Here is a 17,005-nt window from a genome sequence, read left to right on the forward strand (position 1 = left end):
ATATACAAACAAAAGAATTGAAATAATGAAATCGTACAAAAGATGGATAGGTGTGATGTTGGCTTTTAGCATGGGAATGTTAGGAGAAGGAGCAGTTTTAGGATATGCTGAAGTGGCCCATTTTGGAATAAGTCTATCAAGCGATAAAGAACCGGTAGAACTTCATGCAGATTCTTTGGAAATACGTGATAAAGAAGGGATAGCGCTTTTTAAGGGTGATGTTTCAGTGGTACAAGGTGAACGTCTTTTAAAAACGGCAGAATTAGTTGTTTACTACGATAAAGCATATAAAGAAATTGATAAAAACAAGGAAGATACAAAGGCATCATCTGTTTCTTTATTTGGTTCGTCGAGTATACAAAAAATGGAAGCTTTGGGAAAAGTTTATATAAAAATTGCTACTCAAGTTGCTACGGGTGATAAAGGCGTTTTTGATGGAAAGTCAAAAATGATGAGTTTGACAGGGAATCATGTTGTGTTAACTGATGGTGACAATGTGGCAACGGGGTGCAAACTAACGGCAAATATGGAAAGCGGAAAGGCTTTTTTAGAAGGTTGTGAGACGCCTAAGAAAAAAGGTCGTGTTTCTATTATTTTAAAACAAAATCAAAAGAATGGCCATTAAGATTTCATGTTTGGAATCAAAAGAAAAAAACAGACCGATAGGTATAATCTTGAAAGTGAAGCTTCAAAAAATCCCTTAAAAGGGACCTTGATTGCCAGTAATTTGATTAAAGTTTATCGAGGAAGACGAACTGTTAATGGTGTTTCTTTTGGCATTCGTACGGGAGAAGCCGTTGGCATTTTAGGGCCCAATGGGGCAGGTAAAACAACTTGTTTTTATATGGTGACAGGGCTTATAAAATCTGATGGAGGATCCATTAAAATTGATGGATTTGATATTACGCATCTTCCGATGTATCGACGTGCGCGTTTAGGTATTGGATATCTTCCACAGGAAGCGTCTATTTTTCGTGGTCTTTCAGTAGAAAATAACATTAAAGCTGTTTTAGAGGTCGTTGAAAAAGATCGCCTTAAACAACGTGAAGAGTTAGATAGCCTTTTACATGAATTTAAAATTGATCATTTACGTAAAATGTCTGCACTTTCGTTATCTGGAGGTGAACGTCGGCGACTTGAAATTGCGCGCGCTTTAGCTTCTCGTCCCCATTTTATGTTACTTGATGAACCATTTGCAGGAATTGATCCTATCGCTATTTTCGATATTCAACAACTTATTCGTCATTTAACGAGGCGTGGCATTGGTGTTTTAATAACGGATCATAATGTGCGTGAGACATTAGGGCTTGTCGATCGCGCTTATATTATTCATACAGGGCGGGTGTTAGTTCACGGTTGTCCTAACGATATTATCAACAACGTTGATGTACGCAGAATTTATTTGGGAAATCAGTTTTCTCTTTGATTTTACAGCTTTCACGAGTTTCCATTTAAGTTTAACCAAACATTATTACTGAAAATTTCCTTATTTATGCCAAAACTTCTTTTATGACTATAACCTTAATGTTGTTATTGAGTGGTGAAAAAGGCTTCATCATTAGAGGTTAGTTTGTTGTTTTATAAGTTTAGCTTACTCATAATTGTATCATAGATAAAGATATCACTAGATTAACGTGATAATGAGTGATAAACGAAGCTCTCAATAAATGCGTGTGTTATTGAAAGGTAAGAGATATTTATCATATTTTTCTCTGTCGAATCAAAAAATATATCGATGATGCTGTTTTAGGTATTTTAATGGGAGCACCGGTTTATATATTGCGGTTATTCAATAGGAGTTGTCGTATTTTATTGGTTTATATCGCCTATTTGAAAATAGGAGCTTGGCTACAGATATCAGGCTAAATCTATAAATCTTTTAAAATAATCATTAAATTTCTAAAAATCTTTATATTCTTGTTATAAGTCGATGTTCAAGCTATACAGTAATTTTCAAAGTAAAGGTCCATTTTGCTCAGTATGCTTTTCATCTTAATTTAAGGGCTCATTTTTAAAGAAAGAAAAACTTTGATGGCGGATTATACATCAAACTCTTATGACAAGTTTAATAAATTTATGAATAATGGCCTTTTCTAGAGTCGTAAGGAAATTAACTTTATGAACAACTTCATTTCCTTGGTTTCTCATGCCGTTAATGATGATCCGAATACTATTTATTATTGTTTTAGAAGTGATATGAGATGTATTGAGCCATCACCTATTATAAATTGAAAAGTAAAAACACATGCGATGTTGCGAAAAGTGAAAGAACATTAAGTATCTATAGCGTTTATAGGTTTATTGATGAGCATTTTAGCGTGTAAGAGGAAAATTAAAGTATGAATTTGAGTGAGTTAATAGCACCGGAAGCGATCATTCCGGCTCTTAAGGCTAATTCGAAAAAACAGGTTCTGCAAATTTTAGCCGAAAAAGCTTCCAAGCTAACAGGTCTTAGTGAGCATGTGATTTTTGATGTTGTTTTACAACGCGAGAAGCTTGGTTCAACGGGTTTGGGTGGAGGTATTGCGATTCCTCATGGAAAATTACCTGATATTAATCGGATCATTGGTATATTTGCACGTCTTGAAAGTCCTGTTGATTTTGAAGCTCTTGACGACGAACCTATAGATCTCGTTTTTCTCCTTTTAGCACCTGAAAATGCTGGTGCAGATCACTTAAAAGCTTTATCACAGATCGCACGTGTTTTGCGTCACACTGATGTTGTACAAAAGTTGCGCAGTACGCATAATGCCAATGCGCTTTATGCTTTATTGATTCAAACTTCAGAATCAAATGCAGCTTAAAAGTTATTATGAGCGTATAAATTGCGAGGTATGCACTACAGAGCGTAGGAAATAATATAATTTGCATCTTAAGACTAATAACAAAAGGTTATGTCATGAGATTTAAGAAAATTACTTCTAATTGAACCTTCTTTTTAAAGAGCAACCAACAAAAACGAAGGGCTTTTCCTTTCTTGTTCTCGTATATTAAAGCATCTAATTATTATGTTCGTGGATTCTTTTATCCTGTTATACTGTAAAAACACTATCATTTGAGATATGGTGAGATAAATTCTGTAAGTCTTCTTAATATATTAAGTGCTTTTAGAGTGCGTGGTAAATATTTTTAAACAGGACTTGTCTGTAGAGCCTTTAGTTAAGTGAATCACATGAGTGGGAAGAAAAGAGGAGATTGCTCGACAAGAATCCAAACTTTTTCAGTCCAGATTGGATTAAGAATCTTCGTCCTTTGAAAGCGGGAAAGAAATCAACAGAAAAGTTTATTTGTGCATTGAATTTTTTTGTAAGTTGAGTTTGAGTGTTTAGGGATAATATTTTAATGCTCAAGAAGAAATAAGAGATATATTGTATCTTCAGTATAGCAAGATATTGATTTTAAATATAATTCACTATTTCGCATGTTAGATGAGAGATCCGAATATTGTAAAATTCTCTCATTCCAAACTTGCTTATGTTGAATCAATCAAAACCATTTCCTTGCACGTTGTAAACGGAATTAGCGTGTGGATAAAAACTGTACAAGAAAGGGGTAAAAATGCTTCCTATGAATCGTCTCAAGTATCGAGAGTTGTAGCAAAACATTGGGAGCTGGAAAATAGTGTTATGGTGCCAGCTTTCTTCTTCACAAGTGGAGAGATCAACTATTTTATAGATATGATTTAGATGTCTGCTGTTGTATAGAGCTCATGCTAAAGAACAATTTTGTACGGTAAGAATGAAAATTATACCTTTAGGTTGGGTGAAAGAGTTTTTATGCATAGGAAGATTTATTTAAGTGTCTTTAATTGATTAAAATATTTCTTAAAAAACGGTAATGTTAGAACTGCTATAGAAAAAAGTTTTATATTTCTTTTTATAAATTACTTAGAAATAAGATAAGGAGACTTTCCCAAAGAATTCTTAAGAAGTTTTTTATAACAGAAAGAAAAATATCGTCTAATACATTAAAATAATACGATTAAGCTATTATAAGCTACTAAAATCATTTTAGAAATTAATAATTGGAGATGAAATATATAGGGAAATAAGATCAAAAGAAACAAAATTGTATGTGATTATTGAGATAGAATCTAAATTCTTTATGTTTTATTATTAATATCTTGATAATATTTTATTATTTTTACAAGGTCTTTTGAAGATTGAGAAAAAGTGTTATCGGGACGATATTGAATACGAAATATGAATGCACTATAATGAGTAAAAGATGGAGTATTCTGCGAACATAAATGTATTGAATGCATAAAGTCGAGAAGTGATATTCGTAAGGCGATTAAGCTTTTTTGCGGGGAGTCTGGGGTGTATTTTCAAAATTTTGCATCAGATTGCTTGTGATATAAAGAGTATGGTTTATTTCTTAACAGAGTGATGGTATATTTTCATCTCGTTTTGAAGTTCTATAGCTTAAAGAAATCGTTTTTTATACAAAAACGAAATAAGTAGCGCAAAATGAAGATATTATTTTTTAATGTGGTTATTGAATAAGAAGTTTATGTTTTGGTAACGATTAAAAGGTCACAATGAAACGTAGAAATCTATTTTGATTAGTGTGAAAATATTTCGCTTATTGAAGGAATTAGGACAATAACACATGAATATCGAGGAGTTTTTGTTGAATTTTTCCAATGAAGAAAATCTTGTTAGAGACTAAAGAAGTGAGCTAAATGAAGATGTTTGAAAAGACTGTTATTGCTGCATCTGTAATGGTTCTTGTTACAGCGGGAGTGGCATATGCACAAACGCCAAGCCGTTTAAATCAATTTGAAGCGTGGGGAGCCTATTCTTATAAATCGCCCAAAAATACGATTTGCTATGTGTTATCGGTACCTTTGAAGGCTCTTCCAACGACAGTTAATCATGGTGATAACTTTTTCTTGGTTACCAAGCGTTCTCATTCACCTATTTCGTTTGAACCGCAGTTTATGGCTGGTTATACCCTTCAAGAAGGGTCGAGAGTGACAGTGACCATTGGAGGTAAGGACTTTGATTTTTTCACGAAAGATTCCTCAGCTTGGCTGGCGTCATCAGAGCTAGAAAAGCAGCTTGTTTCTGCTATGCGTGCTGGAAGCAATATGACAGTGCAAGCGATATCAAAACGAGGAACGCATACCACTTATACTTATTCCTTAAAAGGGGTCACTGCTGCATTAAATGCAGCTCAAAAGTGCCATTAAGGTTTCGATAACTCTAAAATAGTGATGTGAATTGGAAAGCAATGGCCATTTCCTATGACCTTAGACCAGTTAGTTCATGTTTTGCACGAAAAACAGATAATGTGGTCGTGAAGGAGAGTTCTAAGCTCTCTTTAATTGGTTTGTCGCAAGATGAAATGATGCAAGCTTTAAAGACAGTTGGTGTACCAGAGCATCAAACGCGTATGCGTGTGCGTCAGCTTTGGCATTGGCTTTATGTGCGTGGTGTTTCAAATTTTGATGAGATGCTGAATATTTCTAAAGCAATGCAAGAAACACTTAAGTGTCATTTCTCCATTGCGCGCCCAGAAATTGTTGGAGAACAAATATCAAAAGATGGTACGCGTAAATGGCTCTTACGTTTTCCTGCACGTGGAGCTGGAAGGCCTGTTGAAATTGAAACGGTTTATATCCCTGAAGAAGGACGTGGTACTTTATGTCTTTCATCGCAAGTAGGGTGTACGTTAACCTGCTCTTTTTGTCATACGGGAACGCAGATACTTGTTCGTAATCTGACCGCAGAAGAAATTTTGGCACAATTATTGGTTGCACGTGATTGTTTGGGTGATTTTCCTGATAAGAATACCCCTGATGGAGCAATTGTTCCCATTGAAGGACGAAAAATTACCAATATTGTTATGATGGGAATGGGAGAACCTCTTTATAATTTTGAAGCTGTTAAAAAAGCTTTATTGATTGCCTCTGATGGCGATGGACTTTCTTTATCAAAACGTCGAATTACGCTTTCAACTAGTGGAGTTGTTCCTGGAATTATCCGAACTGGAGAAGAAATTGGTGTTATGTTAGCAATTTCACTCCACGCAGTACACGATACACTAAGGGATATGCTTGTTCCCATTAATAAAAAATATCCGCTTGCTTTACTAATAGAGGCTTGCCGTAATTATCCTGGTCTTTCCAATGCAAAACGAATCACATTTGAATATGTTATGCTGAAAGATATCAATGATAGTTTAGATGATGCTAAGCGATTGATTCAGTTATTGAAAGGGATTCCTGCTAAGATTAATTTAATCCCTTTTAATCCGTGGCTAGGGAGTAATTATCAATGTTCTGATTGGGAGCAAATCGAGCGTTTTGCTGATGTCGTTAATCAAGCGGGCTATGCTTCTCCTATTCGGATACCGCGTGGACGCGATATTTTAGCTGCATGTGGACAGCTTAAATCAGCTTCAGAGCGCTTACGTAAATCTGAACGTTTACGACTTGAAAATGCCATTGGTCATTAGGTAACGCAATTTTCAGCGATATCGAGGCCTATACTTTTTTGTTTGTAATTTAATATCCAAACTTCATGCGATGGCATATGTGAGACAGAGATTAAGATGGATAAGTGCTAGACGAACAGTTTCAGCGTTTATATGCTAAATGGGGTAAGAGATTGTCTATAGTCTGTTTACATAATCTCTGAAATAAGAAGGAAACCTAATTTAGAGGGAATATGAGGTCTTAAGGATTATAACTAATTTCTACCTTATTATCATACTCGTTAATTCGGTTTTATGTCTTTTAAAAGCATCTACGGTAATATCTTTTAAAAAGTGGAGATTGTGCAGTGCCTCATGCTTTTGTTTATTATTTTCTTAAATAAGATCACGCTTCACAAGCAAAACAGAGGATCTAAAATATAAATACCATTGAGTTATCCATTGATATGTTTTTTAAGTATCCCTTAGTGCACTCTTCATATCACGATAATGCTTGAGGAGTATAACAAAAAGCTTCTGTAAATGTATTGTACTCCTACACCTTTATGTTTAATAAAGGTGTAAATTGGTACCACCATTCTATTTTTCAGCTCCCAATGTTGTAACAGCTTTTAGTACTTGAGATGGTTTATAAGAGGTGTTTTTATTCTTTTCTTAGATAGTTTTTATCCATACGAAAACTCCAGCTTCTCTTGTGATGTACAAAGTAAAGGTATTGTTTTATTCAAAATAAACAGGTTTGAAATGAAAAAATCTTATAATATTTGTTTTGTTATTTAAATTAAAAGCGATACATTACACTTATAAATCAATGTTTTGTAATGATAAGGAGATGGAGGGCAAAGCTGGTAAAAGTACCAGCAATAAGCCAGTCGAGAAAGCGAATATAAAGAGGGTTCTTTTTGAGAGTTTTGGTAAGTTTATGCGCTGTAAAAACGATTGCAATTGTAATGGGGAAAGAAATAGGGATATAAGAGAGTCCTAAAAAGAGCAATTTTTGTGTTGCCATAGGATCATTCGCATTGATAAATTGTGGTAAGAATGTCGCGTTAAAGAGTATAACTTTAGGATTGAGAAGATTAATCCCAATACCAGCAAGATAGTTACGTTTAGCGCTTTGAGATTTAGAAGATGTCTGTTCAAAGGAAAAAGTGGGGTTTCTCCGTAAAGCTTGAAAGGAAAACCATAAAAGATAAAAGGCGCCAACAATTTTCAGAAGAACAAAAGTATGTGGTGCAGCAAAAATAAGCGCTGATAAGCCAAGTGCTACAGCGGTAACCTGAATGGCAAACCCTGTTGCACTACCCAAGGCGCACATAATTCCAGCTTTTTTGCTTTGTGTAATGGTTCGTCCTACAGAAAGCATCATATCTGGTCCTGGAATAAGTGCTAAAATCAACGATGCTAAAGCAAATTGTACAACAATAGACCACTCCGGTAGAAATGACACGTAAATCTCCTTTTATTTTTAAGCAGTGTTCACTATTTATACTTTGAGGCACCTTTATTTACGCTTTTTGCGTCTTTTTAATGTTGCTTAAAAAGAATTTATTTTTATATTTCTTGCATCGTTTTGATTTTTGGGTAGAAATAAAAAAGTAGCTCATATAGAACGTTAAAATGAAAAAGTGGCAAAATATTAGAAAAGTTGTTTTGGCTTATTCAGGTGGATTGGATACGTCAATTATTCTTAAATGGTTGCAAAGTGCGCTAGGTGTTGAAGTTGTAACTTTTACAGCAGATTTGGGGCAGGGGGAAGAGCTAGAACTTGCTCGTCGTAAAGCTGAAATGCTAGGTGTTAAAGAGATCTACATTGAAGATTTGCGCGAAGAATTTGTGCGTGATTTTGTGTTTCCGATGTTTCGAGCCAATACCGTTTATGAGGGGACTTATCTTTTAGGAACATCAATTGCACGTCCACTTATTTCAAAACGCCTTATTGAAATTGCTGAGGAAACAGGGGCAGATGCCATTGCTCATGGAGCAACAGGAAAAGGCAATGATCAGGTACGCTTTGAGCTTTCCGCTTATGCGCTTAATCCTGATATAAAGATTATTGCTCCATGGCGTGATTGGGATTTTAAGAGTCGGACAGATCTCTTTGAATTTGCTCGTATTCATCAAATTCCTGTAGAAAAGGATAAGCAAGGTGAAGCGCCTTTTTCAGTGGATGCAAATTTATTGCATTCTTCATCAGAAGGAAAGATTTTAGAAGATCCAGCACTTCCTGCTCCTGAATATGTCCATATGCGTACTCTTTCGCCGGAAGATGCTCCAGATCAAGCAACCAGAATTACTCTTGGCTTTAAAAAAGGCGATGCTGTTTCAATCAATGGAAAAAATTTATCACCTGCAACTTTACTTGCAGAGTTAAATCATTATGGGCGCGATAATGGTATTGGTCGGTTAGATTTGGTAGAAAATCGCTTTGTGGGTATGAAATCACGGGGTATTTATGAAACACCAGGTGGAACCATTCTTTTGACGGCTCACAGAGCTATAGAATCTTTAACGTTAGATCGTGGCGCAGCTCATTTAAAAGATGAATTGATGCCACGTTATGCAGAACTCATTTATTATGGATTTTGGTTTTCGCCGGAACGTAAGATGTTGCAGGCAGCTATTGATTTATCTCAAGAACATGTTGAAGGTGAAGTCACGTTAAAGCTTTATAAGGGGAATGTAATTATTGAAGGGCGCCAAAGTAAAAAATCACTTTATTCCAGTGAGTTAGTAACTTTCGAGGATGATCAAGGTGTTTATGATCAAAGAGATGCAACTGGTTTTATTAAATTAAATGCTCTACGTTTGCGTACATTAGCAATGCGTCATCAAGGTGATAAAGAAAAGAAATAGAAAATTACGGTGACAAGTGTAATATGGATTAGTGCTTTTGTATGAAATGCCTAGTTTAAGCATTTTTCTGTTGGTTTTTACCGTTCTTTCGTTCAATACTAGAAGCTTATCTTCTGCGCTAATAAATATAATAAGCAAAACCCATGATAATAATAGCAATGAAGGCTTCGATAATCAAAACAGGTCAATTTTGCTTTATAATATTGAATGTTTTTGATTTTTATCAGAACAAAATATATTTATAACGAGGGCGGTTTTTGTATAGTGACTTAAGAGTATAAAGAAATTTTCATCTTTTTGCTTGCTATTATTGACGAATAAATTCAAGAACCATACACCCTATTTTGAAAGAGTGTAATTTTTAGGATAAATAATGATGCGTGATCAGTGTGATACCCTCAACCTTACGCCTGAATTAAAAGATGCAGCTTCTCAATCGAGAACTTGGCCATTTGAAGAAGCACGTAAGATTATCAAACGGTATGAAAAAACGGGTTATCCAGACAGTGTGATATTTGAAACAGGTTATGGCCCTTCTGGTTTACCGCATATTGGAACTTTTGGGGAAGTTGCACGTACAACCATGGTGCGTCATGCATTTCATATTCTCACGGAGAATAAAGTAAAAACAAAATTACTTTGTTTTTCTGATGATATGGATGGTTTGCGCAAGGTTCCTGAGAATGTGCCTGATCGCGAGAGGATGGAACATTATCTTGGTCAACCGTTGAGCCGTGTACCCGACCCTTTTGGAGATGATTATCCTTCTTTTGGAGCGGCAAATAATGCGCGGTTACGGGCTTTCCTTGATCGTTTTGGTTTTGATTATGAATTTGCAAGTGCTACGGATTATTACAATTCCGGTCGTTTTGATGAAACACTTTTGAAAATCCTTGCCTGTTATGACAAGGTTATGGCAATTATTTTACCAACATTAGGTGAAGAACGGCAAGCGACCTATTCACTCTTTCTACCGATTTCTCCCTTTTCTGGAAAAGTATTACAGGTACCGATGATTGCGCGTAATGTTGAAAAAGGGACTGTCACTTATATTGAACCTGAAACAGGAGAAACCATAGAAACAGAGGTTACGGGGGGCAAAGTTAAGTGTCAGTGGAAGGTAGATTGGGCAATGCGTTGGACAGCACTTAGCATTGATTATGAAATGGCCGGAAAAGACCTTATCGATTCCACAAATCTTTCTTCTAAAATTTGTAAAGTATTAGGTGGAACCCCCCCAGAAGGATTCAACTATGAGCTCTTTTTAGATGAGAAAGGGCAGAAAATTTCCAAATCCAAGGGAAATGGCTTAACCATTGATGAATGGCTTACTTATGCCCCAACAGAGAGTTTAGGGCTTTATATGTTTTCAAAACCTAAAACAGCAAAAAGGCTTTATTTTGATGTTATTCCTAAAGCTGTAGATGAATATTATGCTCATCTTTCTGCTTATGGTCGTCAAAAATGGCAAGAACGGCTCAGTAATCCTGTATGGCATATTCATAATGGTTGTCCACCGCAGGTTGATTTGCCTGTATCCTTTGCGATGCTTTTAAATTTGGTAAGTGCTTCAAATGCAGAGAATGCAGAAGTTCTTTGGGGTTTTATTTCTCGTTACGCTAAAGAAGCAAATGCACAAACTTATCCAGAACTTGATCAATTGGTGAAGTTTGCCATTAAATATTTTGATGTTTTTGTTAAACCAAACAAGAAATTTCGTATACCAGATGATAGCGAACGAGCAACATTAGCACAAATTGATGAAAAATTAGCTCATTTACCTGAAACTGTTGATGGCAACATATTACAAAATATGCTTCTTGATGTTGCAAGGTTAACGGAACGCTATCAAGATCATAGCAAAAAAAGCCCTGAAGGTGGGCCTGGTGTTTCTAATGTTTTTTTTCAAATGTTGTATGAAGTCCTTCTTGGACAAGAGCGAGGTCCACGATGGGGATCATTTATAGCGCTTTATGGGATTAATGAAATGCGTGCACTGATTGCTGAAACACTTGCACGTCCTGTGGAGGAATAATGGAACGAAGAGTGCAGGAAGTAAAGCGACGCCGTACATTTGCAATTATTGCTCACCCAGATGCGGGGAAAACAACATTAACAGAAAAGCTTTTATTGTTTGGTGGTGCTATTCAACTTGCAGGAGAAGTAAAAGCCAAAAAAGATCGTATTCAAACCCGTTCTGATTGGATGAATATTGAGCGTGATCGTGGTATTTCCGTTGTGACTTCGGTGATGACGTTTGAATATGAAAATCATATTTTTAATCTCCTAGATACTCCAGGACATGAGGACTTTGCGGATGATACGTATCGCACTCTCACAGCTGTTGATAGTGCTATCATGGTATTGGATGGGGCACGCGGAATTGAGCCAAGAACACTGAAATTGTTTGAAGTATGTCGGATGCGGGATATTCCTATTGTTACTTTTATCAATAAAATGGATCGTGAGGCACGTGATCCTATAGAGCTTTTAGATGAAATTGAAGAAAAGCTTGCTCTTGATACCGCCCCCATAACATGGCCCATTGGGTCGGGTAAAGATTTTGTCGGGACCTATGACCTTCATCATAACCGTTTTCGCCAAAAAGATGATGAGATAACACAGCGGATCGTTTCAAATCCCAGTGAGGTTGTCCATTTACTTCCCCAATATCAACGTTCCACTTTTCTTGAAGGAGTAGAACTCGCTCAAAGTGTTTGCAAGAATTTTGATCTTCAAGCTTTCCGTGAAGGTCATATGACACCGGTTTATTTTGGTTCAGCTTTGCGAAATTTTGGTGTTCGTGATTTGATCAATGCGCTTATAGATTTTGGTCAAAGTCCTCGTGATCAAAGTGCAGATCAGCGCAATGTCATAGCAACTGAACCTAAAATGACGGGATTTGTTTTTAAAATTCAAGCGAATATGGACCCTAATCATCGTGATCGTATTGCATTTTTTCGGGTATGTTCTGGAACACTTGAACGTGGTATGAAAACAAAGTTGGTTCGAACAGGAAAACCGATGACACTTTCGGCTCCACAATTTTTCTTTGCGCGTTCGCGCCAAATTGCTGATCAAGCCTATGCTGGTGATATCGTAGGGATCCCTAATCATGGAACATTGCGTATCGGCGATACTTTGACTGAAGGAGAAGATATCCTCTTTAAGGGAGTACCAAATTTTGCACCAGAGATTTTGCGTCGTGTTTGTTTAGGCGATCCAATGAAAGCAAAAAAGCTCAAAGAAGCTTTGCAACAAATGGCTGAAGAAGGGGTTGTACAATTGTTTATTCCTGATGATGGGTCGCCTTCTCTCATTGGTGTTATTGGTGCTTTGCAAATTGATGTCTTAAAAGAACGATTAAAAATAGAATATTCTTTGCCAGTGAATTTTGAGTCTGCGCGCTTTAATTTATGCCGTTGGATTTCAGCGCAGAGCAAAGATGAGTTGCAAAAGTTTCTCAGCAATCACCGCTCTGCTATTGCGTATGATTTAGAAGGTGATCCAGTTTTTTTAGCGGAGAACCATTTTTCATTGAATTATGAGGCAGAAAGAGCGCCTAAAATAAAATTTTCTGCTTTTAAAGATTATCAAGTACGCTCTTAAAATAAAGAAAAATCTTTTCTACAATAATTTGATTTATAATGATAATTTATCGTTTTTTATATGGGAACAATCAAAATCATTTGTTTAAAAATCATAAGTAGGATTGGTGTTTGCGTAAAACACTTGAAGCAAGAAATACAATACCTCTTATAGATCTTCTCTATAGCCAAGAGCTTTCAAAATATTGGGTGAGGGTAAAAATGATGATGGTGGTTATAGCGTTATGATGTAATGATGGTGGTGTGTGATGTATCTCATCCCATTCACGGAAGTTTACGTTATACTATTCATTTATATTATTTACGGGATGACATGACGAGGTAAGATCAAGTACAATGAAAAATGTCCCTTTAAAAACAAACATATAAAATTGCAACATAATGATATTTTTGGGCATTCTATTTTGCATAAGGGATGTAATTCTAGCAAGATAGAGGCTTGCACGATAAACTTTCGCAAAACTCTCTCCCTCAAAGTAATCTGTTTGCGCTGTGAAATGTGGAAATATTTTTTTTCCAAGCTTTTTATGGGATTCTAAAATATTATTTATGAAACTGATTTTTTAAGTTTTGCAATATCATGATATCTATTTTTTTCTGAAAGTGATGGAGTATGTAAAGGATATTTTTAGATTGAACTGTATAAAAAATACGGTAAATTTATTTATTATTAAAAGAGTTACAGCGCACTGGTACCTCTAGAACCTTTTAAAACTTTAATATTTATTTTTATATTACCTATTTGAGTTAGAGAATAAACTGTAGCCAATTCTACGTTGAAAAATATCAGAAAAATTTTATATATTTTTTCGCGATGACTTAAGACATATGATTTATTTTGATATTTTTTAAATCTAAACTAAAAAATCTGCTTTATAAACATAGCTTTTCAGTTTTTCCTTGTATAAATATTGTATACAGTCAAAATAATACAAATAATCAATAAGCTGAAATTTGTTATCCCAAATATGAGATCATATGACCTATAAACCGCATGTCTTTTCTATTTCTCCGGGAACTGCTTTTTTGCCTCACTTTGTTGATGCACTACTTTCTGGTAGCCTTATTGATAATTTCGCTCCCAATGGAGATATTCAAACAGCCCTTGCCGATAGCCTTATTTATGTTCCGACACGTCGTGCTGCTCGCGCTTTGCGTTTAGCCTTTGTTGAAAGAAGTGATACACAATCAACATTTTTGCCAACCATTCGTGCTCTAGGAGATGTCGATGAAGACAGTTTTCTTTTTGTTGAAAATCATACCAGCGCTCTCGATCCACCTATTGGAGAAAGCGAACGTCTTTTACTTTTAGCGCGCCTTATCCGTCCATGGCGTGAAAATTTGCCTGCGCATCTGCGTGCCATGTTTGGTACAGAAGATGTACTTATTCCGGCTCATAGTGCTGATGCGATTTGGCTTGCGCAAGATTTAGCACATTTGATGGATGAAATTGAAGCAGAAGGAGCAGATTGGTCAGAACTTAAAAATATTGCACCTGATATGGTCGCTGAATGGTGGCAAATAACGCTCGATTTCTTGACTATTGTTACGCAAAATTGGCCAAAAATCTTGAAAGAAAGACAACGAAGTAATCCCGCTGAATGGCGTAATCAAGCACTCACAATGCATGCAGAGACTTTGCGATGCATGCAGCCTGATAAACCGATCATTGCTGCTGGTGTATCAGGTTCTATGCCCGCAGTTTCTCATCTTTTAAAGGTTATATCTTCTCTGCCCAAAGGAGCTGTTGTTCTTCCTGGTCTTGATCTTCATATGGATGAAGAACAATGGAATGCACTAAGTACAAGCAATAAAGAAAAAACAGCTTGTGATTTTTTTGATCCTGCAGAAAATGTTTTTAGCCATCCTCAATATCATTTAAAAAAACTTCTAACTCTCATGGAGTGTCAACGTCATCATGTTTGCGAAATTGGCCAACAGAGTAGCACAAAGAAAAAACGAATGGCTCTTTTATCAGAAGCACTCCGACCTGCTTCTACAACAGACAAATGGGTACAAATTGTCCGTGATGATTATGAAAATCTTTGTGCAGATTGGTCATTTATTGAAGCTATAAATGAACGTGAAGAAGCTCTTGCGATAGCTGTTACCTTACGCAAAGCTATTGAAGAACCTCAAAAAACTGCAGCCCTTATTACAAATGACCGTAATTTAGCACGCCGTGTTGCTGTGGAATTACAGCGATTTGGAATTGAAGCAAATGATTCAGGCGGAATACCACTTGCACAAACATTGCCTGTAACTCTCTTACGACTTATTTTAGAAAATGTATTGCAAGATGATGATCCCATAGCTTTTCTTTCTCTTCTTAAACATCCCCTTACAACACTCCAACAAAACCGTCATCGTTTACGGGAAATGGCAGAAAATTTTGAACTTTTTGTTCTTCGAGGGAATACAGGGCGCATCAATCTTTGCGAGTGTGATCAATTTCTTGAAAAATGGATTGATACATCCTTTCATAATAGTTCTGAAATCAACACCCTTGATCAGCAGAAATGTGAAGAAGCACGTCTCCTTTGTCATCTTTTGAAAAAAGCTGTTGAACCTTTAACATCTCTTATGAAACAAGAGAAAGAATGCACCATCAATGAGGCTGCAATAGCAACTGTTGAGGTTTTTGAAAATTTTGGTCGCAATGAGGATAATTCTCTTGCACATCTTTATCAACACGAAGCAGGACAAGCCCTATCAAATTTTTTGCGTGAATTGGTCAGTGATCAATCGGGATTAACATTTCATCTTTGTGAATGGCCCGCTATGTTTTCTGCCATAATAGCAACCCGTTCCGTCGCACCTTCGCCTGGAGGACATCCACGTTTATTCATCTGGGGTACTTTGGAATCGCGTTTGCAAACGGTTGATACAGTGGTCATCGGCGGTCTTAATGAAGGGTCATGGCCGATATCAACCCGAAATGATGCTTTTTTATCGCGACCGATGAAAATGATGTTAACTCTGGAACCACCAGAGCAGCGTATTGGTATTTCTGCGCATGATTTTCAATGGGCGATGGGAATGGAAAAAGTGGTGATGAGTCGCGCATTGCGCGTTAATCATACGCCTTCCATTCCTTCACGCTGGCTACAACGCATGGAAACAGTTGTAGGAAAACAGGTTTGGGAACAAATCCGTGAACGAGGTGAAATACTACGCCATTGGGCAAAGATGCTTGATCATACAAGCATAACTTCTGAGGTGGAACGACCTTGCCCTGCTCCGCCTCTTGATATACGCCCGCGTCATTTTTCAGTTACTGAAATAGAAACATTGCGATATGATCCCTATGCTATTTATGCTAAAAAAATCTTAAGGCTCAAACCACTTAAAGAACTTATTCATGATCCTAGCGCTTCAGAACGAGGAACACTTTATCACGCTATTCTTGCAGCTTTTTGCACACAAATGAAAAATCCAAATGCTGCAAATGCACTCAATGTACTGCTTGCTATTGGGCGTAAAGAGTTTGATAAATTCAATTTTCCACCCGATATTGAAGTAATTTGGTGGAATAGTTTTGAAAACCTTGCTCCACGCTTTATTCAATGGGAACAAAATTTAGGACTGCGAGAGCGATATTCGGAAGTGGTATCACAAAAAATTCCTATAGGAACAACAGGAGTAACCCTTTCAGGACGTGCTGATCGTCTTGATGTTTTGCCAGATAAAACGGTTGAAATTCTAGATTTCAAAACCGGAACCCATCCTTCATCAAAACAAGTTCGTGAATTATTATTTCCGCAATTGGCTTTAGAAACAGCTTTACTCATACAAGGGGGCTTCCCAGATTTTCAAGATTTTACCCCCTCAAATTTATTTTACATTCCTCTTAACAAAAAAGGTGAAATTAAATCCCAATCAATTCTTTTAAAGAAAAAAGACGGAAAAACTCATCTAAGTGCTGTTGATCTTGCTGACAATGCATGGGAAAATCTTATCGCACTCATAACTTATTATCAAAATCCACAACAAGGCTATCTCTCACATGCTGTCCCCATGTCAAAACGATATGAAGGTGACTACGACCATTTGGCTCGGTTGTGGGAATGGTCAAGTGGTTTTCATAAAGAAGAGTAATC

At 36.5% G+C, this 17,005-nt stretch carries 11 protein-coding genes; 9 read left to right on the plus strand and 2 right to left on the minus strand.

Annotated features, from left to right (window positions below):
* The first annotated feature begins 25 nt into the window (after positions 1–25).
* The 5 genes from ACFINY_RS01460 to rlmN all read left to right on the plus strand — a co-directional run bounded on the left by ACFINY_RS01460 (position 26) and on the right by rlmN (position 6,462).
* Positions 26–625: an LptA/OstA family protein gene (locus ACFINY_RS01460; RefSeq protein WP_375612778.1), complete on the plus strand. Its 600-nt coding sequence runs from the start codon at positions 26–28 to the stop codon at positions 623–625.
* A 6-nt stretch (positions 626–631) separates the two neighbouring features.
* Positions 632–1,426: an LPS export ABC transporter ATP-binding protein gene (lptB, locus tag ACFINY_RS01465; RefSeq protein WP_012754448.1), complete on the plus strand. Its 795-nt coding sequence runs from the start codon at positions 632–634 to the stop codon at positions 1,424–1,426.
* A gap of 913 nt (positions 1,427–2,339) precedes the next feature.
* Positions 2,340–2,804 carry a PTS IIA-like nitrogen regulatory protein PtsN gene (gene ptsN / locus ACFINY_RS01470; protein WP_375611353.1) on the plus strand — a complete coding sequence of 155 codons (465 nt, stop codon included), beginning with the start codon at positions 2,340–2,342 and terminating at the stop codon, positions 2,802–2,804.
* A gap of 1,886 nt (positions 2,805–4,690) precedes the next feature.
* A complete protein-coding gene (locus tag ACFINY_RS01475; RefSeq protein WP_375611465.1) occupies positions 4,691–5,194 on the plus strand; it encodes an invasion associated locus B family protein in 504 nt (167 codons plus the stop codon).
* Between the two features lie 41 nt (positions 5,195–5,235).
* Entirely contained in the window at positions 5,236–6,462 is a 1,227-nt protein-coding gene (rlmN, locus tag ACFINY_RS01480) for a 23S rRNA (adenine(2503)-C(2))-methyltransferase RlmN (protein WP_375648971.1), read from the plus strand.
* Between the two features lie 787 nt (positions 6,463–7,249).
* Here rlmN and ACFINY_RS01485 read toward each other — a convergent pair.
* On the minus strand, positions 7,250–7,891 hold the full coding sequence (locus tag ACFINY_RS01485) for a LysE family translocator (RefSeq protein WP_375645381.1): 642 nt from the start codon (positions 7,889–7,891) through the stop codon (positions 7,250–7,252).
* A 170-nt stretch (positions 7,892–8,061) separates the two neighbouring features.
* On the opposite strand from ACFINY_RS01485, the gene ACFINY_RS01490 reads away from it, so the two are divergent.
* The 3 genes from ACFINY_RS01490 to ACFINY_RS01500 all read left to right on the plus strand — a co-directional run bounded on the left by ACFINY_RS01490 (position 8,062) and on the right by ACFINY_RS01500 (position 12,906).
* The gene (locus tag ACFINY_RS01490) at positions 8,062–9,297 is read left to right on the plus strand and encodes an argininosuccinate synthase (RefSeq protein ID WP_375612782.1); all 1,236 of its coding nucleotides are present in this window, start codon (positions 8,062–8,064) and stop codon (positions 9,295–9,297) included.
* A gap of 373 nt (positions 9,298–9,670) precedes the next feature.
* Positions 9,671–11,332 (plus strand): lysine--tRNA ligase, encoded by a 1,662-nt coding sequence (locus ACFINY_RS01495; RefSeq protein WP_375620882.1) that lies wholly within the window; start codon positions 9,671–9,673, stop codon positions 11,330–11,332.
* Positions 11,332–12,906 (plus strand): peptide chain release factor 3, encoded by a 1,575-nt coding sequence (locus ACFINY_RS01500; RefSeq protein WP_375638149.1) that lies wholly within the window; start codon positions 11,332–11,334, stop codon positions 12,904–12,906. Before ACFINY_RS01495 ends, ACFINY_RS01500 begins: the two co-directional genes overlap by 1 nt.
* A 542-nt stretch (positions 12,907–13,448) precedes the next feature.
* On the opposite strand, the gene ACFINY_RS01505 is transcribed toward ACFINY_RS01500, so the two are convergent.
* Positions 13,449–13,565: a type II toxin-antitoxin system RelE/ParE family toxin gene (locus ACFINY_RS01505; RefSeq protein ID WP_375645451.1), complete on the minus strand. Its 117-nt coding sequence runs from the start codon at positions 13,563–13,565 to the stop codon at positions 13,449–13,451.
* Positions 13,566–13,883: 318 nt separating this feature from the next.
* On the opposite strand from ACFINY_RS01505, the gene addB reads away from it, so the two are divergent.
* The gene (addB, locus tag ACFINY_RS01510) at positions 13,884–17,003 is read left to right on the plus strand and encodes a double-strand break repair protein AddB (protein WP_375700767.1); all 3,120 of its coding nucleotides are present in this window, start codon (positions 13,884–13,886) and stop codon (positions 17,001–17,003) included.
* Positions 17,004–17,005: the final 2 nt, after the last annotated feature.

This window comes from Bartonella sp. AA23NXGY, from assembly GCF_042197165.1.
GTDB lineage: Bacteria > Pseudomonadota > Alphaproteobacteria > Rhizobiales > Rhizobiaceae > Bartonella.

Bases quoted from the DNA above. Each gene is read 5' to 3' on its own strand.
- rlmN (WP_375648971.1), top strand. From the start codon at position 5,236: ATGGCCATTTCCTATGACCTTAGACCAGTTAGTTCATGTTTTGCACGA.
- ACFINY_RS01500 (WP_375638149.1), top strand. From the start codon at position 11,332: ATGGAACGAAGAGTGCAGGAAGTAAAGCGACGCCGTACATTTGCAATT.
- ACFINY_RS01490 (WP_375612782.1), top strand. From the start codon at position 8,062: ATGAAAAAGTGGCAAAATATTAGAAAAGTTGTTTTGGCTTATTCAGGT.
- ACFINY_RS01495 (WP_375620882.1), top strand. From the start codon at position 9,671: ATGATGCGTGATCAGTGTGATACCCTCAACCTTACGCCTGAATTAAAA.
- ptsN (WP_375611353.1), top strand. From the start codon at position 2,340: ATGAATTTGAGTGAGTTAATAGCACCGGAAGCGATCATTCCGGCTCTT.
- addB (WP_375700767.1), top strand. From the start codon at position 13,884: ATGACCTATAAACCGCATGTCTTTTCTATTTCTCCGGGAACTGCTTTT.
- lptB (WP_012754448.1), top strand. From the start codon at position 632: ATGTTTGGAATCAAAAGAAAAAAACAGACCGATAGGTATAATCTTGAA.
- ACFINY_RS01475 (WP_375611465.1), top strand. From the start codon at position 4,691: ATGTTTGAAAAGACTGTTATTGCTGCATCTGTAATGGTTCTTGTTACA.
- ACFINY_RS01460 (WP_375612778.1), top strand. From the start codon at position 26: ATGAAATCGTACAAAAGATGGATAGGTGTGATGTTGGCTTTTAGCATG.